This window comes from Aureispira sp. CCB-QB1 (genome assembly GCF_000724545.1).
GTDB lineage: Bacteria > Bacteroidota > Bacteroidia > Chitinophagales > Saprospiraceae > Aureispira.
Window position 1 is genome coordinate 74,527 of the sequence record NZ_JHBV01000043.1, and the last position, 20,118, is coordinate 94,644.

Annotated in this window: 14 protein-coding genes; 8 read left to right on the forward strand and 6 right to left on the reverse strand. The window is 34.9% G+C overall.

The genetic code is table 11. The annotated features are described in order from the left end of the window. Positions 1 to 19: 19 nt before the first annotated feature. Positions 20 to 781 carry a type I methionyl aminopeptidase gene (gene map / locus CG11_RS23465; protein WP_052599296.1) on the forward strand — a complete coding sequence of 254 codons (762 nt, stop codon included), beginning with the start codon at positions 20 to 22 and terminating at the stop codon, positions 779 to 781. A 525-nt stretch (positions 782 to 1,306) separates the two neighbouring features. Next, positions 1,307 to 2,839: a carbon-nitrogen hydrolase family protein gene (locus CG11_RS23470; protein ID WP_052599297.1), complete on the forward strand. Its 1,533-nt coding sequence runs from the start codon at positions 1,307 to 1,309 to the stop codon at positions 2,837 to 2,839. A gap of 63 nt (positions 2,840 to 2,902) precedes the next feature. On the opposite strand, the gene CG11_RS23475 is transcribed toward CG11_RS23470, so the two are convergent. The 5 genes from CG11_RS23475 to yihA all read right to left on the reverse strand — a co-directional run bounded on the left by CG11_RS23475 (position 2,903) and on the right by yihA (position 10,321). After that, the gene (locus tag CG11_RS23475) at positions 2,903 to 5,497 is read right to left on the reverse strand and encodes a TonB-dependent receptor (RefSeq protein WP_052599298.1); all 2,595 of its coding nucleotides are present in this window, start codon (positions 5,495 to 5,497) and stop codon (positions 2,903 to 2,905) included. 146 nt (positions 5,498 to 5,643) lie between these two features. Next, positions 5,644 to 6,750: a DUF4856 domain-containing protein gene (locus tag CG11_RS23480; RefSeq protein WP_052599299.1), complete on the reverse strand. Its 1,107-nt coding sequence runs from the start codon at positions 6,748 to 6,750 to the stop codon at positions 5,644 to 5,646. 501 nt (positions 6,751 to 7,251) lie between these two features. Then, entirely contained in the window at positions 7,252 to 7,953 is a 702-nt protein-coding gene (locus tag CG11_RS23485) for a PrsW family intramembrane metalloprotease (RefSeq protein WP_052599300.1), read from the reverse strand. An 84-nt stretch (positions 7,954 to 8,037) separates the two neighbouring features. Then, on the reverse strand, positions 8,038 to 9,432 hold the full coding sequence (locus CG11_RS23490; RefSeq protein ID WP_231512831.1) for an MATE family efflux transporter: 1,395 nt from the start codon (positions 9,430 to 9,432) through the stop codon (positions 8,038 to 8,040). 265 nt (positions 9,433 to 9,697) lie between these two features. Continuing rightward, positions 9,698 to 10,321: a ribosome biogenesis GTP-binding protein YihA/YsxC gene (gene yihA / locus CG11_RS23495; protein ID WP_052599301.1), complete on the reverse strand. Its 624-nt coding sequence runs from the start codon at positions 10,319 to 10,321 to the stop codon at positions 9,698 to 9,700. A gap of 484 nt (positions 10,322 to 10,805) precedes the next feature. Here yihA and ubiE point away from each other — a divergent pair, with 484 nt between their 5' ends. The 6 genes from ubiE (at position 10,806) to CG11_RS23530 (ending at position 19,218) form a co-directional block, all read left to right on the forward strand. Further along, positions 10,806 to 11,552, forward strand: coding sequence for a bifunctional demethylmenaquinone methyltransferase/2-methoxy-6-polyprenyl-1,4-benzoquinol methylase UbiE (gene ubiE, locus CG11_RS23500; RefSeq protein WP_052599302.1), 747 nt, complete (start codon positions 10,806 to 10,808; stop codon positions 11,550 to 11,552). Then, complete coding sequence (locus CG11_RS23505) at positions 11,501 to 12,238, forward strand: porin family protein (RefSeq protein WP_081909636.1); 738 nt, start codon at positions 11,501 to 11,503, stop codon at positions 12,236 to 12,238. Before ubiE ends, CG11_RS23505 begins: the two co-directional genes overlap by 52 nt. Before the next feature lie 379 nt (positions 12,239 to 12,617). Further along, the gene (locus tag CG11_RS23515; protein WP_052599304.1) at positions 12,618 to 13,325 is read left to right on the forward strand and encodes a hypothetical protein; all 708 of its coding nucleotides are present in this window, start codon (positions 12,618 to 12,620) and stop codon (positions 13,323 to 13,325) included. A 137-nt stretch (positions 13,326 to 13,462) separates the two neighbouring features. Then, entirely contained in the window at positions 13,463 to 14,311 is an 849-nt protein-coding gene (locus tag CG11_RS23520) for an AraC family transcriptional regulator (protein WP_052599305.1), read from the forward strand. A gap of 280 nt (positions 14,312 to 14,591) precedes the next feature. After that, complete coding sequence (locus CG11_RS23525; protein ID WP_052599306.1) at positions 14,592 to 17,090, forward strand: DUF5686 and carboxypeptidase regulatory-like domain-containing protein; 2,499 nt, start codon at positions 14,592 to 14,594, stop codon at positions 17,088 to 17,090. A gap of 421 nt (positions 17,091 to 17,511) precedes the next feature. Then, the gene (locus CG11_RS23530; protein ID WP_052599307.1) at positions 17,512 to 19,218 is read left to right on the forward strand and encodes a glycosyltransferase family 39 protein; all 1,707 of its coding nucleotides are present in this window, start codon (positions 17,512 to 17,514) and stop codon (positions 19,216 to 19,218) included. A 129-nt stretch (positions 19,219 to 19,347) separates the two neighbouring features. Here CG11_RS23530 and kdsB read toward each other — a convergent pair whose 3' ends face one another. Further along, positions 19,348 to 20,112: a 3-deoxy-manno-octulosonate cytidylyltransferase gene (gene kdsB / locus CG11_RS23535; protein ID WP_052599308.1), complete on the reverse strand. Its 765-nt coding sequence runs from the start codon at positions 20,110 to 20,112 to the stop codon at positions 19,348 to 19,350. Between the last annotated feature and the right edge of the window lie 6 nt (positions 20,113 to 20,118).

Below are 20,118 nucleotides of genomic sequence, written 5' to 3' on the forward strand. Positions count from 1 at the left end.
AACTATAAATGCTACAATCATGTCGATAACAAAAGAATCAGAATTAGTGGGAATGCAGGAAATTAGTAAAGTCGTTGGTACGACATTAAGTAAAATGATGGCTTTTGCTAAACCTGGAATGTCAACCAAAGAACTTGATAACTTTGGTGGAGAACTGCTAAAAAAATATGGTGCTCAATCCGCGCCTTATGTGACCTATGGTTTTCCTGGTTGGACATGTATTAGTGTTAACAACGAAATTGCACATGGTATCCCTTCTGCTACAAAAATACTAAAAGAAGGTGATTTGGTTAATATTGATGTTTCAGCAGAACTCAATGGCTTTTTTGGAGATAACGGAGGCTCTTTTGTTTTGGGAAAAGACATTCACCAACATCAACCTTTGGTAGATGCCTCCAAAGACACCTTACTAAAAGCAATTCGACAAATTAGAGGTGGGGTTAAAATAGCAGATATAGGGCACTTAATGGAGACCAATGCTAAAAAAGCAGGTTTTAAAGTGATTAAAAATTTAGCAGGTCATGGAATTGGTCGAAGCTTGCACGAGAAACCCGAAAACATCTTAAATTATAGAGATCGTTTTAATCGTCAACGATTTAAGAAAAATGCTGTCGTTGCTATCGAAACATTTATTTCTACTCGCTCTGATTATGCTTTAGAAATGGCAGATGGCTGGACATTGGTTGGAAATAAAGGAGGTTTTGTAACGCAACATGAACACACCATTCTTATCACAGATGGAGCGCCTATTATTTTAACCTCCTCCAATGGCATACTTTAGTAGAAGTAGCGATGGTAGTTTAATCTTAATAATAGGGTATTTTGTATCCATTTCAACACTTGTTGTTGTATGTGATTCTATTATTTTTGATGCTTAAATTTCTTTTTTTTAAAAGAAAAATGCTCATCCATTAATTTTTTATCTCGAACACCTTACCCCTTTTAAAAGTAAGCGTATTATTCTCTAATACTTTTTTAGGGGCACGTACTTGTTGTCGCTACTTTCCCTTATTACATTATTAAAAGGCATAACAATTCTTGTTTTTACCTCTTTTTTTAATAAAGTAGCAGCACAACTAACTATTATTCTTATAAAAATTATTTGTAATAATTATTATAATTAACAGTGCAAAAAAATCTTGAGTATCGAAGCAACAGAGATTTGAAATTGAGTTATATTAGCATAATACTTAGCTGAGTTCATAAGGTCGCTGTTGGTTTGTTTATGCGTCTGATAGTTAGTTTAGCGTGTTTTGTAAAGTAATGCTTGACAGAGCAGTCTTCAAAAATTAAAAGAGAGAAAAGAATGCAAGATATAGAAAATATAGAATTGAAATTTTTGAGTCTAGATGATTATCAAGAATTGAAAGAGGCAATGATAGCCGCTTATACTTCGGTGGAGGATAATTATTGGGAAAAATATCAGATTAATGCCTTAATTCAAAAATTCTCAGAGGGGCAAGTTGTTATTAAGATCAATGGCGAATTAGCAGGGTGCGCCTTGTCTATTATTGTGAATTACGAAGACTGTTCGGATACTCATACTTACAGAGAAATTACACAAAATTATAGTTTTGATACCCACACTGATGACGGAGATATTTTGTATGGAATTGATGTTTTTATTAAGCCACAATTTCGAGGATTGCGTTTGGGGAGACGATTATACGATTATCGGAAAGAGCTTTGTGAGAAATTGAATCTAAAAGGAATTGCTTTTGGAGGTAGAATTCCTAATTATCACAAATATGCGGCTCATTTGACACCTAAGGAGTATATTGATAAAGTAAAACGAAAAGAAATTAACGATCCTGTTTTGAACTTTCAGATATCAAATGATTTTCACCCGTCCAAAATTTTGCGTGGTTATTTGGAGGGGGATAAAGCGTCGAATGAATTTGCGGTGTTGCTAGAATGGGACAATATCTATTATCAACAGCCTAGCCACAAGGCAGCTTCTATCAAAAAGAAAATTGTTCGTTTAGGATTGATACAATGGCAGATGAGACCTTATCGGACTTTCGACGAATTGTTGCAACAGTCTAAATACTTTATTGATGCTGTAGCAGCTTACCATGCTGATTTTGTACTATTTCCAGAGTTTTTTAATGCCCCATTGATGGCGGGAAACAATCATTTATCAGAACCTGTGGCCATTCGAGAGCTAGCCAAGTATACCGATGCGATTGTACAGAAGTTTTCGGAATGGGCAATTTCTTGTAATATTAACATTATCTCTGGAAGCATGCCAGAAATGAAGGACGGACTTTTGTATAATGTAGGTTATTTATGTAGAAGAGATGGAACCGTTGAGCGTTATGAAAAAATACATGTAACCCCTGATGAAGCCAAGGTTTGGGGCATGCAGGGCGGAAATACGATACAAGCTTTTGATACCGATTGTGGCAAAATTGGCGTGTTGATTTGCTACGATTCAGAATTTCCAGAATTGGGACGTATTTTGGCTGATGAAGGAATGAACATCTTGTTTGTGCCTTTTTTGACAGATACTCAAAACAGTTATTCGAGAGTTCGGCATTGTTCGCAGGCAAGAGCAATTGAGAACGAATGTTATGTCGCAATTGCTGGAAGCGTAGGAAATCTGCCTAATGTTCATAATATGGACATTCAATTTGCACAATCTATGGTCTTTACACCCTGTGATTTTGCTTTTCCGACTAATGGAATTAAAGCAGAGGCTACTCCGAATACAGAAATGATTTTAATTGCTGATGTGGACTTAGATTTGCTCAGAGAGTTGAACCGTTTTGGTAGTGTCCGAAATCTCAAGGATAGGAGAAAGGATATTTTTGAATTAAGGCTTAAAGAGAAGCGCTAAACTAAAAAATAAGTCGCTAGTCAATCAACCAGCGACTTATTTTTGGATATTTTTTGGCAAAACTTATTTCCCTATATTTATACTCAAACCAGCTGAGAAACGAATGGGATCTTGTGGCGAAGCTCCAAAGGAAATAGGAGTATTGTCTGTAGTATGATAATATTTGCTATTCAATACATTGTTGATCTTAACAAAAATATCCATTGAGAATTTTCTTTTCTTGACTACCGTATATTTAGAAAACAAATTCCATAGAACAAAAGAAGCATTTCCTACTTGGAAAAACTCACCCTCAGTATCTGTAAAACCTTCATTATAAGTACTAGAACGATAAATCAAACTGTTATTAAGGCTAAAGTTGTAAAATTTAAACAACAAACCAGCCTTAACAGTATGTTTTGCTGTAAAAGGCAAATGTTCTAAGCCTTCTATATTGCCATCAGCATAGCTATAACTACCATGTATTCTAAATTCTGCTCGTTCTTTTCTTTCTAAAATATATCTATAATCAACCCGCAATGTAGAACCATAGCTTAAGGTATTGCTAGTAGAATTAACAGGTTTCTCGGCAGCTTTGACAGGAATGCCATTAAACGTTTGATTGATAAAATTCGTCTCATAAATAATCGAATTTTCTATTAGGTTGAAATAACTGTTTAAACTAATAGAGAAATCACCTTTGGCATATTTACTTGATAACTCAAAACTACGTACTTTTTCTGGTTTTAGTTGTTCGTTTGGAATTCTCCAAACATCTCCCTCTATGTGTGTGTACCCTCCACTTTCGTCCGCGACAGGGTAGAAGGCACCAAAGTGATCGTATTTGTGATCTGGAGAGGGTTGTAAAAAGCCTTCTCCATAAAACAGCTTAATATTAAGATTGCTCATTGGTTTGTAGACAATGCCAAGTCTAGGATTGATCGAATTATAAGCATTAGGATCTTTAGTCGGTGCATATTCACTAATGTCAATAACTTGATCGAATCTAGCTCCCAAAGTAAGCAAAAGTTTTTTGTGCAGTTTGAGCTTGTATTCTCCAAATGCTCCTAAAATAGTCCGACGAATATAGTATAGCTCTTGATAAAGTTTTAGGCTGTTTCCATCAACATCAGTTGCATTAGTTCCTAGGTAGTAAATATCTAAGTCAGCTGCATTTACTGTCCGCATAGGAAAGAAAACGGTAGTTTGTTGTTGGGAAATACCTCCTGTTCTAGGAAGTGCTGCTGAATATTGTCCTGTTAAACCAAAGGCAAGCTGATGTTGGTCGTTGATTTTGTAATTAAAGGTTTCAGATAGTCGAACTCCTGCATTGGTACCCACATTATAAGCATCCTGATAATTAGAAAAAGTATTGATGATTTTGCTATTATTAGGAGTAAACATAAACGTTGCATTAAGCAATGATTTTAAGGTCCATTTTCTAGATTTTTTAGGCTTGTAAGTATGTTGAGCATTAATACTCGTCAAAGAACTTCCATATCGAGCTTCTTTCCAATAAGGAGAATAGTATGGCAAAGCACCTGTTGAACTGCTGTGTTGTTCTTGGTTGTGAAAGATACCAATATTAAAGTCTTTGAATTTTAAATTTCCTTCCACAAAATAAGAAAAACGGCTCAAATCAAAGGGTTTGATAGGAATGGTTTGTGTTGCTCCTGTAGGGTCTACTGGGCTACTAAGAATGGTTCCATTTTGCAAATACTGTTGATTGTAAAAATAAAACTCCTCAGGGTAGTGTGCATTCAAATTAACACCATCTGAGTAATAAGCCCCTCCAGACATAGCAAAAGAGACATCTTTGTTGCCCACACCAAATTGAAAGGAATTGTTGGTGGTGTTGTACATACCATAACTACTACTCAATGACAAGCCTTTGGCAGCGTCGCCTTCTTTGGTAATAATATTGATCACTCCCATATAAGCATCGGCACCGTATAAGGCAGACGCAGGACCAAGTATAATTTCAACTCGCTTGGCATATCTAATATTATAGTTTTCGGTAATGGCATATTGGTTGTTTGTCATACTATTGTATCGAACACCATTAATCAAGATCAATATTTTTTCATTGCCATAAATACCCCTTGCAGAAATTGCATTATAGGATTGATTGCTATGACGTTCTTGTATTTCAAATTCAGGAACATCTAAGAGCAACTCATTAAGCCCCGTATAACCACGACTTTCTATGTCATCTGAAGTCACAATATATACTGTGGCTGGCGCATCCTCAATAGATTCTTTGATACTAGAACTAGTTTCTAGAGCTATTTTTTGTTGTGCTTGAATTGAAGCATAGGAGTAAACTTCGTTGATTTCAGCAGCAGGACCTCTCACTAGCTTGATGTAAGCCAGTTTGGTTTGATCTTCCTTGACTTGTAAGCCTATCAAACGGGTTGTTTTAAAACCAAAAGCAGAGCATTCTACATCATAGATACCAGGCTTGATATTTGAAAAAATAAATTCTCCTGCGTCTTGTGAATAAGTTTTAGTAATCTCTTTTTTATCTTCAAAATAAACGAGCTTAAGCGTTGCCCCTCGAATAGGTCTCCCAGAATCTAGATTGCTAACTAAGCCACGTATATTGCCATTGATTTCAGTCCAAGCAAATGTAATATTATAGGAAAATAATAAAAGCATTACTATATGAATCGCCTTCATAATTTAATAGTTCTGTTATTATTGTAGGAATAGGCTGATAAGAAACCAATACAAAAGAATGGTTTTTTACACTTTGAGTTTTGAATAAAAGATGGGAACATTTTCTATTCAATTCCTACTAGATTGGTAGATTAATAATAATGAATTTATAAGCTATTTTTTACAGCTGTTAGATCGGAGAAAGCATCGGCAATCGCATCAATAGCTTTATCTATGTTTTGACCTGAAGCATTATAAAAGTCGGCATCTAAAGGATCAGGACTGCCACCTATATAAGTTAATATTAGATCTATTTCTGCGTCCGATAGGGTGGTATAAGCTCCATACCTCAACCCCATAATATTGCCATAAGCTTTGCTTAGATTATGATAATAAAGTGCTAATCTAGAAACATTGGCTTTGGCATCATTTAGGAAAGAAATACTAGTCGCAGCCATTAAGATTTCAAAAGATTTTTTCAAAGAAACACGAGCACTATCTCTTGTCGGATAATCTTTTGCCGAAATAGCAGCACGTCCTTTCAAAAACTCATCCATGATTTTAGAGTTAGAGCCGATAATACTATTGGTTTTATCCGAATAATTGCCTAAGTAAAGCAAGTCACTTGTTGTAGAGGGAAAATCTTTTGGAACTCCAAAATAGCCAAATGCTTCATCCCAGTGGTGTTCCATATTAGTACCTCGTCCTGCTATCACACCTTTGTTGTCAGTGTTAATTTTATTTTCACCTAGATAAACTTGAGTGATTTGATAATAAAATGTGGCACCAACCAAGAGTTTTTCTAAAACTTGCCCTAATTCTACACCATTTTCGTTTAGTAAATAGCGACCACCAGAAGCCGCATCAACCATTACACCAGAGTTGCCTACACTTGCTGCCACATTCATGTTTTGGCTAACAATTTCTAATTCTTCAATTAAGTCCTCTGCATAAAACTGTGCTTCAGGATGTGTCTTATTTTTTAGTTGAGTCGAAGCTTGATTGAGGGCTGGATTAGAAAAAGGAGCATTGGTGTTTTGATACATGTTCAGCATTGTTGCTTTGCTGATAGTTGAGATACCCGCATTACTCGCTGATTTGACATAAGCCATAAACTCAGTAAGCATTTCAATGCGCTGGTTTTGACCTTCGTAATTGACGTTTTCAAAGTTGTAAGAACTAGGAACATCGTAAATAATTTCTTTTTTTTCACAGGAGAAAAAACAAAGCAATGTTACTGCAAGAAATGCAATGAAGTTGTGGTTACTAAACACGCTAAAATTTTTTATTTATAGTTAATTAATTACTAAAGTGTTTCATTTGAACATTTAGGAATATAGACGCATTATTCGTTATAGGAGTTGGTTTGTTTTTAACCTAAAATAGGCTATAACATTGTCATCCAAGCAGATTTAACTAAATAATGAGAATAAAGTATAATTTAAAATTAAGGGCGTATTCAAAACAGCTTGAATAGAGGGGGACTAATTGCTTAACGGCACAAAAGTAGTAAAAAATATGGGAGGTGAACTTTTTTTAACAAAAAAAAACACTTTCAGAGGCTTAATAGGCAAGTATAAGAGCTTCTATTTATTGCTTTTGGAGCTTTAGTTTGTTTTTTAGTTGTTTATGTATAGGGTTTGTAAATATTTTTATGTTAATTGTATGTTAAAAGGGATTTAACCATTCAGCAAGAAGTATCGATGAAATGGACTTATTATTTGACCTTAAAGTAACTTTGGCTTATATTAAAGATTGTTGCAAGTTGATCAACTTTAGATCTTGTTTTCTTCATTATGAGGAGAATTTTCCAAATGCAAATGAATAAGTCGGTTGGACATCCAAATTCCTATAATCAAGATGGCAAAGGCTAAAAAAGAAAGTAGAATAAAATTATTTTGGAACAAGAAAAAGTCATAAGCCCCATGAACGAGAGCGGCAGAAAAGATGCCTTGTAAATGCAAACGAAATGATTGACTAGGACTTGGGTGAAATTTTGCGAGCCCTATGTAATAGCCCATGATGACACCAAAAGCAGCATGACCAGGAACAGCCGTAAACATTCTTAAAATAGCTACATTCAAGCCCCCTTCATAGACATACAGCACATTTTCTAAGATGGCAAATCCCATGCTAATAATTACGGCATATACAATTCCATCCATAGGCTCATCAAATTCTTCTTTGCGATAAATGTATAACCGTAGAAAAATATATTTTGCCAATTCTTCACTTAGTCCAACAGCTATGAAGGCATAAAATGCCACTACTCTCAAGTCTAAAGATTGAGCAGGGGCAGGTATGCCCATTGCATATTCAACGGCAAGTGTCCCCATGATTGCAGGAATACAACTTAACATCCCAAACAAAAGACAAAAAAACACGTAGCGATAAGGTTCTTTTTCGTGTTTGTCTTTGTGGTAAATAAACAAAACAATCAGAATACCTGGCAATAGTGATAGTACAAAATTAAGCATGGGGACGTATTTTTTAGACAAGTATTGAATTGCAAAGAGACGGCTTGTTGCTGCTAGATTGCTTTATGGCAATGATCGAAAAAGTTATACTTTAATGTTTTGCCAACGTTTAGAACGAAGGTACCAAATAGATGTCGCTAATGAGATAATCCAGTAGTAAAATTCTGCCATCCAAGCTGTTTCTAAACTACAACCTAAGAGATGAACGACAATATAAATATAAGCTAGATAAAAGATAACACAGCCAATTTGAAAGAATAGGGCTTGGTTCGTTGCCCCGGTACCTACCAAGCCATTAAAATAAATGGCACCAATAGAAAACAAAGCTAAAATAGCGGTCAAAACTCCTGTTAAACGAATGGATTTTTGAATTAAATCGACGTTGTCAGTCCCTACTCTAAGAACTACTTCTGGTGCCACAAGCATAGAAGCAGCACAAAGCATGGTCACACCAAAGGATAAAATAGCTGTTTTAGTGGTTACCTCAAACACTTCGTCTAGCTTGTTTTGCCCAATCAAATTAGAGGCTAATGTATTAATGCTAGAAGCAAACCCCCAACAAGGAATCATAAAGAGCAAATAAACAGCTCTCATGATATTAGAAATGGCTAATTCTGTTTTTCCCATGTCCTCTATAATAATAAAGAAAATAAACCAACTGCCCATTCCTACAACAGATTGCAAGACAATAGGCATTGATAATTTGAGCTGAGCTTTGATAATTTGAAAGTTGATTTTCGGCGGTGGTGGTGGTAAATCGTCTGTATTGTCGTCTAAAATAGTAGTATATCGGATCAATGCTTTACGACCAAAGATACCGTATGCTCTGTTTTTTTTGTCCAATAAGATATAAACGATAAAAATAATAAAGGCCAGACCTTCTGCAATGGTACTAGCTAGTCCTGCACCAGCAATACCCATTTCAGGAAAACCCCACTTGCCAAAAATTAAACCATAGTTTAAAAACATATTAGCGAGTCCCAATACAATAGCATTGTAAATAATAACCTGAGTGCGCGCTACTCCTGTGTAGAGGGCAACAATAATGACCCCCGCATAACTAAAAAATATTCCAGCCGAGCGATAATCTAAATAAGCAATACAAGCAGTATAAATATCTTGGTTATTGATAAAAAGTGCAAAGAAATAATCTCCGCCGAACTGCATAAACAAAAAAAGCAACAGTGCCAAAGAAAGGGCAAAAGCTAGCATAGAATAATAGATGGGCGCAATTTTGTCTAGTTCTTGTGCTCCCATTCTCCGAGCAATCATAATCTGTCCTGCTTTGGAAAAACTATACCCAATGGAAGCAATCATTAGATAAAATACACCGACCAAACCAATGGCACCTAATTCAATTTCGCCTACTCGACCTAAGAAAATAGTATCGGTAAGTGTAATTAAATTTTGAACAGCCGATCCAATCATAATTGGAATGGATAGCTTAAATATTTCTGAGTATGAGATGTTGGTTTTCAAAATTGTCTATCATTTTACATTACCTCAATGCAAAAAGTTGTTTTGTGTGTTCGCTTTTAACTTTCATTTTGTGAAAAAATGATAATATATTTAACAATAGCTATATGTGTGTGCTAAACAGCATTGTATATAGTCTAACAACATTATTTTGAAAAAAGCGAATCAATTAAAAACTAAGCCGCACGAAGTATTAATTTTAGTGGAGTCAACCGTACTTGTGTATAGGTGTCTTAAATTTGTGTAGGGGGAATAATAAAACAAGTACTTACTCCTCTAGGGTATCCTCGTAGTCATAATATTGCTCATTAAGGGTTTCTATAAACTCCAAAATAGGTTCTCGACCCATTTTTGTCTTAGATGAAGTAATAAAGGTCTGTGGCATTTCGTTCCAATATTCTAGAAATGCTTTTTTGAACTCTTGGAAGAAGTTCTTGTTTTTGGACGATTTCTTTTTATCATTTTTGGTAAAAACAATGACAAAAGGAACTCGATTTTCTCCCATCCAGTTGGCAAATTCAATATCTTTCTCTTGTGGAGGAATACAGCTATCAATCAATAAAAAAGCGCATTGTAAGTTCGGACGAGAAGTAAAGTAAGTATGGATCATTTCGCGCCAAACTTGACGAGTGCGTTGAGCAATACGTGCATAGCCATATCCGGGCAAATCAACCAAATACCAAGTGTCATCAACATCGTAGTAGTTGATGGTTTGGGTTTTTCCAGGTTGACCAGATATTTTAGCCAATGATTTGTTGTTGCAAACCATATTAATTAAAGACGATTTGCCAACATTAGAGCGACCAATAAAAGCATATTCTGGACGATCTGCGGTTGGGCATTGTTCTATTTTAGTATGACTAGATATATATTTAGAATGAAAGATTTCCATTTTTCTGAATTTTAGATAAATTTATAATTGCCAGTCTAATGTGAACGTGCTTCTTTTTTTTGCTAACTAAGTTGACACCTGCACGACTGTAGGGAATACGACATAATAGCAGTGTAGCTAACTATTTGCATTCATTTTATTTAATCAATGCAAGTTGTTTTAATAATTTAAAAATTAGTTCTTTAGGTTGTTAGTTTTGGTTTAAAACCCAAAAATCTATCAAAAAAACTTGCACAATATAAGTGATGACCGTTATTATATAAACGGGAAGTTTTATATTTTTTCTAGTATAGAATCTATCTAGATAGACATATAGTTTAAGAATTCACAATACCTTATGGATTATTAATAATTAATGTAGTAAATTTGTGCCTGCAAAGATAACAAGAAATATGAACCTGAAAGGGCTAGTTTCGTTTAAATTGTGGATAGGTTGATAAGATGCCTTGAATCTATTGCACAAAAATATAATTATCAATAAACTATGAGCGTAAAAGAAGTAAAAGCAGAAGAAGTAAAACCATACGAAGAAAATGCCGAAAAGAAAGGTCAAGTATCGACTATGTTTAATAATATTGCGAAATACTATGACTTTCTAAATCATTTTTTGTCATTAGGGATTGATAAAAGCTGGAGAAAAAAAGCAATTGCAACTCTACAAGAAGATGCCCCTAAAAATATTTTGGATGTAGCAACAGGAACAGGAGATTTGGCAATTGAAGCAAAACGCCAATTGAATCCTGATAAAATTACAGGAATAGATATTTCTGTTAAAATGTTAGAAGTCGGCAATAAAAAAATACAAAAACTAGGTATAGATGACGTTATAACTCTACAAGAAGGAGATTCAGAGAATTTGCCATTTGAGGACAATACTTTTGATGCAGCAATCGTTGCTTTTGGTGTCCGTAACTTTGCAAATGTAGAAGCAGGTTTAAGAGATATGGTGCGAGTTTTGCAACCTAACTCAAAATTAGTAGTTTTGGAGTTTTCGAAACCAACTATGTTCCCGTTTAAGCAATTGTTTAATATGTATTTTAAATATATATTACCTTTCATCGGAAAAATAACTTCAAAAGACAAAAAAGCCTATGGATATCTCTATGAATCTGTTCAAGCCTTTCCTGAAGGGCAAGACTTTCTAGATTTATTAACTAACATTGGATTAAAAAACGCAACATGCAAAAAGCTTTCATTAGGAATTTGTTCAATTTATACCGCTACAAAATAGCTGTAGTTGTACTACTTTTTTTTTCAGCTCCATTGGCTTCTAATGCCCAAAAAGGATCTTTTAATTACGACAATAAATTTTCTAAAAAATCCTACTATTTTGGCATTACGTTGGGCTTTAACGCTTCTAAGTATCGAGTAGAGAAAGATTTACAACTAATCAACAACGATTCTGTCAAAACTATTAACTCGCTTTATGGACCAGGGTTCAACTTAGGGATTGTAGCAAATATCAAATTAGGAAAACGTTTTGATTTTCGTTTTTTATTGCCAACACTTTCGTTTGCAGACCGAAAATTGCAATATGTAATGACGGATAATTCTATTGTTGAAAAACGAATAGAGTCAGTTTTTCTGGAGTTTCCTGTGCATTTTAGATACAAATCAAAACCTTATAAAGATTTCCGTGTTTTTGTCGTTGGTGGAATAAAATACAGCATTGATTTGGCGTCTAATTCTCGTTCTCGAAAAGCAGAAGATTTATTAAAATTAAACCAAAGTGACTTAGCGATTGAACTAGGAGTTGGATTCCAAGTATTTTTCCCTTATTTCATTTTGTCACCAGAAATTAAGTTTTCTTATGGCGTTTTGGACATCCATGCTAGAGATGAAAATATTACATTTTCTTCTACAATAGACAAATTATTTTCTAGAGGTTTTGCCATTTCGTTGCATTTTGAAGGTTAAAAATAAAAAATGTAATCTTTGATAGATTAGCATAGAAGGATTTGGATGTACGCATTCAAATCCTTTTTTATTAAAAGCTGTCTCATTTTACCAATTATAAAACAGGGGTGTCATTTATCTTTGTGCTTGGATTTTTATTATATAGTATTAATGAAGCTAACTATTGATTCTAAAAACTAAAATATAAATCAATGAACATAAAAGGTATATTGGTGTCAATTGTTTTGATCTGTATTGGTTACTGGTTGTCAGCGCAAAATTTGGAAGGAAAGATCAAGGCTGTTATGACATATGAAATGGATGGCAAGGCTAATAAAGAAACACTAAATCCAATAACAACAACTTATTGGCTTCACAACCGATTAATAATAGTTAGTAAATGAATATAACTATACAACTAAAATTATGGCTGTTGGGTAGCCTTAGTTTGCTGTGTGCTTGCTCAACTTCTGAACCACCTCAAAGCAATCAAAAAGAAACTGCCTTACTGCAAGGTCTGGAGAAAAGAGCAGCAGATAATTTAAATAGCGAGACATGGAATTTGGAACGTTTTCAAGAAGACAAGAAAATGTATGCCCAATACAAAGAAGTTTTTAGTGTTTACCCTTTAAATTGTAGTCCTTTTCCTGTTGCAGAGTACGAATATGCAGTGGCAAGTATGCCTTTTTCTATACAAGATAGCACCAAAATGTTAAAAGGGATTTGTGTGGGAGAATTTGCTACAGTGGACAGTGAGGAGCCGCAGTACGGCTTGACAATCGTGGTTGTTGCCCAAAATGAGACCTACTCAGAGGATGTTTTTGTGCAATCTAGAAATTATCCTTATTTGACAGCACAAGGCATTTTTGCTTCTCAAAAACATCATTTTGATTGGGTTTACGCTAAAAGCCCTGACGGTTTTTCCTTTTGTTTTGTGAATATGAAACTCTTTGATTTAAGATTTGGGGAAACGATTGTTCTGTTTCCAGAAGCAGAGGGAGCATTTTCATATCAGCAAATTCGTCAAAATCCCCATCAATACAAATCTTTAGACGCATTTAAAGCCGTAATTGCGGATACCGTTCAGACCTTATTATTAACTAAGTAATTCACAAAAAAACATAATAAAAAATAATAAGAAAATTACTGATTTTCTTGTAGTGGGTGTATCTTGAAATTGGTACAGGGCGTTTGTCAAACGTTCTATACTGTCAATATTTAATCCATAACTTGTGTTTGTAATCAATGATAGATAAAAAGCTTTTTGTTGCCCAAAAACCTGCTAGTACCTTTTTACAAAAGTATATTGCTTATTATTATTTTCAAGAATGCATTGATGCAACCCAAAAAAGACAGTATATTTTTTATCCTCATTATAAGAATGCTTTAAGTATTTATAAAAATGCAGCCATCTCTTATTCTAATAATCTATATGAAGTAGTCCCTAGCAAGAACGAAAATTATCATTATGCTTATCAGAGCGTCAACAAAGTATTCAAACAAGTGGCACAACAACCACCATTTTATAAAATAGGCATTGTTTTTCAATCTTTAGGGATCAATCATTTTTTGAGCGCGCCACTCGTTCGTTTTATGGCAACAAAAGAAGGAGAAAGTTTTGAGTATTTTAGAGTTTCTATGAACCCTTTTTTAGATAAAATCTATGCAGCAGAAAATATAGCTGATAAAATTCATTTTTTAGACGAATATTTTGAAGCACAGTATGTAGGGTTTCAAGAATCCCGCTTAGAATGCGCTATAACGTTATTGTTGAATGCGAGCGATAAGTATACGGTCAATACATTGGCACAAGACTTAGCAATTAGTCGAAAAACATTGCTTCGATTATTTAATAAACATTTATGTTGCTCGGTAAAGGATTATATTAATGTAGTTCAGTTTAGAAAAGCATTGCAAAGGTATCAAACAGCGCATCAAAAGCCTTTATTAACCAATTTAGCTTATGACGTTGGTTATTACGACCAGTCAGAATTTATTAACCATTTTAAAAAAATAACTGGATTTAATCCAAGTAAATTATTGGGCAACATTCAGCAATTAGGAAGTGAGGATACTTTTTGGACATTATCCTAAGTGTTTTGTAACGTAAATTACTTTCATTATTGCAATGTCTTAACGTTTTTTGAAAAGGGACTGTAACATTTCTTTACTTGAATCGTCTTTTGGTAGTTACAGTCCGTTTTATTAAAGGTATTCCCATTCTTACACATTCACTCAATATATTCTGTTATTACTCCATGACAATCCGCTGATAAAGTTTTATTGATTTCATTTTCTGAGCAATTATTACTTATAAAAGCGTATTTACCTTTTGTGTATCTAAGGATTGTCGAATTCAAATTATTATAATTTAATGAAATATTTAAATTCGTTTTTTTGTTTTTTATCCCTTTTTATATCCACCCTTTCAGCCACACCCATTAAAGGAAAAATCGTAGATTCTAGTGGTGAAATTTTATCCTTTGCCAGTATCCATGTAGAAGGAACTTCAATAGGTACGACTAGTAATATCGATGGATTTTACGAATTGGAACTAGAGGAAGGAACGTATCAATTAGTGTTTCAATATGTTGGATATACTTCTAAGGTAGAGTCTGTAACAATAGGAAAACAAGCCATAGAATTGAATGTTGTGTTAGAACCTTTGGTTAACAATATTCAAGAAGTTGTCGTAACGGCAGGAGAAGACCCTGCTTACAGGGTGATTCGGAAAGCAATTAAAAAACGAAAATTTTACCTCAACCAAAGAAAAGAGTATAGTTGCGATGCTTATGTAAAAGGAAAACACTCTGTGGGAGTCGATGAATTGCCCAAATCGTTTATGGGATTTTCTTTGGAAGATGATTCGTTGGACGTTGATTCCCTAGATTTTGGAATATTGTATCTTTCCGAATCTTTATCGCGATTGCACTACAAAAAAGGTCAGTACAAGGAAGTCATGGTTTTTTCTAAAGTAAGTGGAGATGACAAAGGATTTAGTTTTAATTCGGGGAGTGATTTGGCCAAACTGTCGTTTTATCAAAATACCATTCAATTGGGCGAAGCTCAAATTTTATCTCCCATAGCAAACGATGCTTTGAGTGCTTACAAATATCGAATGGAGACTTCTTTTTATGATGAGAAAGGTCATTTAGTATATAAAATAGAAGTGATTCCTAAAAATAAGTTGGGAGCAGTAGTGGCGGGGTACATCTATATTGTTGACAAGGACTGGGCAATTCATAGCACAGACTTATTTACAACAGGAAAAAGCGCAAATATTTCTATTTTAGATACCTTACATTTTAGAGAAACGCACATCAAATTAGACGATAAAACTTGGACCGTTTTTTCTAGAAACTTAACATTTACATTGAAAGTGCTGTTTATCAAACTCTATGGTTATTTTGCGAGTGTATTTAGCAACTATGATTTAAACCCTAACTTTGACAAAAAGTTCTTTAATGCCGAAATATTTAAAGTGGAAGATAATGCCAATAAGCAAGACCAAGCAGCTTGGGATTCCATTCGTCCTGTACCTTTAGGGAAGGATGAAATAGAAGATTATCACGAAAAAGATAGTTTGCAAAAAATCTACAATTCCAAAGCTTATAAAGATTCGATGGATCGAATTGCCAATAAGTTTAAGTTGATGGATTTAGCAACAGGGTATACTTACCAAAATACACACAAAGGATATGCTTTTAATGTTTCATCTATTCTCCAAAACTTTTATTTTAATACTGTTCAAGGGTTTGTTTTAGGTCTCAATGCTAATTTTAAACATACAGTAAATGCCGAAAAATATCAATGGTATCGAATTAGTGGTGAGGGAAATTATGCTTTTTCGGAGCAGCAGTTTAGAGGATCAGGAGCGTTTGAAATGCAGTTCAGCGCTATTAGTAAGGCCAAACTAAAAATAGAAGGTGGTAAAAAAGCGTTGCAGTTCAACTCCGATAATCCGATTATGCCCATGATTAATAACTACTATACGTTATTGGAGAAGCGCAATTACCTCAAGCTTTATGACGAAGTGTATGGCAGTGCAACTTATTCACAAGAGATTTTGAATGGTTTGTATGTAGAAGGGGGGATAAAATATGCACAACGTTCGGCATTGGTCAATACAACCGATTGGTCGTTTGTTCCTAAAAATACAAGAGCCTACTTTTCTAATCATCCTCAAGATATAGGGCAACCGAATATTAATAAAGACAATCCTAGTTTCTTGACACACCAACATTTGGAACTAGCCTTAAAACTGCGGATTCGTTTAGGGCAAAAATATGTAACGTACCCCAATCGAAGAGTTTACAAGCCTTCTCAATTTCCTGATATTTGGATCAGCTACAAAAAGGGAGTACCTTGGTTAGGAGGAACAACCAATTATGACTATTTAGAATTAAAATTGACAAAGGAAAAAATAGCCCTAGGAACATCAGGCTTGTTTAGCTTCAATCTGACGGGAGGATGGTTTCCTAATAGAGCGAAGACTTATTTTATGGATTATCATCATTTTAATGGTAATCAGACTATTTTTGCAAAGAATGATGCTTATTTGAGAACGTTTCAACTGTTGCCCTATTATCAAAACAGCACCAATTCAGCATTCGCTATGCTGCACGCCGAGCATCATTTTAATGGGGCAATTTGGAATAAGATTCCAGGTTTAAAAGTCTTAGGTTTTGAGTTTGTAGCAGGTTATCATGTACTGTATACGCCTGAAAATAGAGAGTATATGGAGTTCAATATAGGTTTAGATCGTATAGGCTGGGGAATATTTCGATTTTTGCGAGCCGATTTTGTGATGGGCTATAAAGTAGGCGAACCGTTGAGATATGGGGCTGTATTAGGGTTTAATTTTTCACTCTAGTCCAATAGACCAATAGTTCGTTGAAACCACGCAGTAGCAGCGCAGTTGATAATCAATAAGTTGTAAATTCATTGCATCTTGTGTTAAAAATCTGATTATCAAAATAATATAAATGTGATTTTTTATCTTTTTGGTAAAAAGTAAAAAACTAAGCTTGTGCCCTCATGAGCGTAGCGAACTAATCAACGACCACGAAGTAGCAGCGCAGCTAACTACTAATAGACAAGATAACTCTACTAAAAAAACTAGTACCCTATTTTGCCAATCAGAAGTGCACTGTATATTTTTTATGGAAAAACTAAAAAATCAATGGAGCATTATAAATAATAACTCAAAAGAAAATTATAATTTGGAGTGCTTTTTCGGAAGCACTCTTTTTTTGATTTAAAACAGGTTCAGTACAGTAGAAATTGTTATTTGAATGAGAAAGTACCCTAAATTTGTTTGGTTCATTGGATTTTTGTTTGTTGTTAATCTACTTTGGATGAACCATTCTGTAAGTTTGTGGGATGAGGACGAAGCAGCTTATGCAGGATTCGGAATGACAATACTGGAAACAGGAGATTGGGTAGAACCTAGTTACCAATGGTCTGTAATTCATAGAAAAACTCCCTTTCATTTTTGGACCATTGCATTATCTTATCGACTATTTGGTGTCAACGAATTTGCGCTTAGGTTGCCTAGTGTACTTGCCATTTTATTGACCTGTTGGATGGTGTTTTTGTTGGGACGGTCGTTGTTTGGGCAAAAAAACGCTTGTCGAGCAGCCATAATTCTAGCAACTTCTATTCAACTTCCATTGATGGGAAAAGTTGCGCTAACCGATGCTTCGTTGTTATTATTTCAAACAATTGCTGCACTTTCATTGCTGAATTTTATTTATCGCCCCTCATGGAAGTGGAATCTAGGCTTGTGGGGAGCTATTGCAATGGGAATTTTAGTCAAAGGACCTCCAATTATTTTATTAATAGGAGGGATGTGGGTATTATTAGCTATTTTTCATCCTAATAGGAAAAATTTAATAAAAACCCACCCTTGGTTTTTTGCTTGGTTGGCAATTACTCCTTTTGTTGGTTGGTGTTATGCTTCGTATAGTCAAGACGTCTTACTGTGGGAGCAAACAGGTAATGGCGTTCCTTTTGCTGATTGGTGGCAAGAGGAAGCGAACGGACACAAAATTCACTTACTACCTTTTTTGTGGGAGTGGTATGTATTGAGAAGAATTGGAGGATCTGTCTTGGGACAATCAGGTTTTTGGGGCTATCATTTGGTTGTGCTATCCATTGCATTTTTGACATGGTTACCTTTTTGGCTCCCAACGCTCAAAGCATCTGTTAAAGGTTTTATAAAGCCCTCTAACAAAGAGCTGATGTTGGTCATTTGGTTGGTAATGGGGTGGTTCTTTTGGGAATTTATGAGTAGTAAGTTACCTTCTTACTCAATGGGGGCACAGCCTGCACTAGCTTTTTTAATGGCGTTACAAATTGGTTATTTAGAAAACAAAAAGGCTGAATCCAACTTGCTAAAAATAGGCTTAGTATTGTATACTTTAATTTTTGCACTCATTATTATAGGACTCCCTATAGCAGGTGTTTACTTAGTCGGAAATGGGACGCTGGTATATTTACTCCCCATGAGTATGGTGCTTTTGTTGCTTTTGATATCCTTGTTAAAAGCACGAGAAAATATTCAACAGTTGTATCAGCAGACCGCTGTATTAGGAGGCGTTTTTATGTTTTTACTTTGGACTTGTGTTAGCCCGCTGATAGAGCAATCACCAATCAAATCGTTTGACGATATTATAGCAACAGCGTACGAAAAAAGTGGACAAAATAACAAGGCAAGGCTTATTTTTACGGGTTTGAATATCAAGCAACAAAAAATAAGTCTATTGGTTTATGCCGAACAACACTTTGGAACTTATGAAGAAATGCATTCTCCTAAGGCAATGAACGCTTTTTTAGAACAACAGCCTACTGTTTTAATTATTGGACAAGATGCCATTCAACCACTTCAAAAAGCATTCAAAAAAGCCAAACTGCCATTTAAGGCTCAAAAAATACAACACCGTTCTACAGATGATGCTTTAAAAGCACACGACTTTTGGGTCATCAGTAATGTAGAATGATAACTTTAACGTCGCCGTCTTTTTTCTACAATACGAATGGTGCAGTTTGGGAAAATCTCATATGTTGCTATTTTTGTATTGCTCCATCCAATTGTACGAGAGTTTAGGAATAGCAAGCTGTTTTTTCCATCAACAATTACTTTTCAACCAAGCCAAAGCCTTATTCAAATCTTCAGGCGTATCGATATTAGGAGCCTCATAGTCCGTTTTTAAAATACGGATGGACTGATTGTGTTCTAGCCAAGCAAGCTGCTCTAATTTTTCGATTGCTTCCAATTGACCAGAAGCCAAATTTGGATAAGTTTTCAATAAAAAAGAACGGCTAAAGGCATATAAACCAATGTGTTTGTAGAAATGTTGCTGTGTAAGCCATGCCTCTTGAGGCAAGTCTCGAACAAAGGGAATTGGACTACGACTAAAGTATAGAGCGTTGTGAATACCTGCTGCAATAGGAGTAGAAAAAACAACTTTTACAACATTAGGACTGAGCAAATCGTCTAAATTGTCAATTTGTTTGGCTAAGGTGGCAATAGGCGTATCGGGAACGTTAAAGGCAGAGAGAATACTATTGATTTGGCTAGGTGCAATAAATGGCTCATCCCCTTGGATGTTGACCAATATGTCGTAAGTAGTTGTCTCTTTTAAGTAGGCTTCTATGCACCTTGATGTACCGTTTTCATGAAGTCCAGTCATAACTACAGTACCACCAAAGTTTTGTACAGCTTGGTAAATCCGAGCGTTATCTGTAGCAACAATTACTTTATCCAAATTGGATTGCATCGCTTGCTCATAAACACGTTGAATCATACTTTTTCCCGCTATATCTATCAAAGGTTTTCCTGGAAATCGAGTAGAGGCATAGCGAGCAGGAATAATTCCAATTGATTTTTTCATTTATAA

Coding starts and splice junctions, on each gene's coding strand:
- ubiE (WP_052599302.1), top strand. CDS start 10,806: ATGAGCGTAAAAGAAGTAAAAGCAGAAGAAGTAAAACCATACGAAGAA.
- CG11_RS23505 (WP_081909636.1), top strand. CDS start 11,501: ATGCAAAAAGCTTTCATTAGGAATTTGTTCAATTTATACCGCTACAAA.
- CG11_RS23525 (WP_052599306.1), top strand. CDS start 14,592: ATGAAATATTTAAATTCGTTTTTTTGTTTTTTATCCCTTTTTATATCC.
- CG11_RS23530 (WP_052599307.1), top strand. CDS start 17,512: ATGAGAAAGTACCCTAAATTTGTTTGGTTCATTGGATTTTTGTTTGTT.
- CG11_RS23520 (WP_052599305.1), top strand. CDS start 13,463: ATGATAGATAAAAAGCTTTTTGTTGCCCAAAAACCTGCTAGTACCTTT.
- CG11_RS23485 (WP_052599300.1), bottom strand. CDS start 7,953: ATGCTTAATTTTGTACTATCACTATTGCCAGGTATTCTGATTGTTTTG.
- CG11_RS23475 (WP_052599298.1), bottom strand. CDS start 5,497: ATGAAGGCGATTCATATAGTAATGCTTTTATTATTTTCCTATAATATT.
- CG11_RS23470 (WP_052599297.1), top strand. CDS start 1,307: ATGCAAGATATAGAAAATATAGAATTGAAATTTTTGAGTCTAGATGAT.
- kdsB (WP_052599308.1), bottom strand. CDS start 20,112: ATGAAAAAATCAATTGGAATTATTCCTGCTCGCTATGCCTCTACTCGA.
- yihA (WP_052599301.1), bottom strand. CDS start 10,321: ATGGAAATCTTTCATTCTAAATATATATCTAGTCATACTAAAATAGAA.
- CG11_RS23515 (WP_052599304.1), top strand. CDS start 12,618: ATGAATATAACTATACAACTAAAATTATGGCTGTTGGGTAGCCTTAGT.
- map (WP_052599296.1), top strand. CDS start 20: ATGTCGATAACAAAAGAATCAGAATTAGTGGGAATGCAGGAAATTAGT.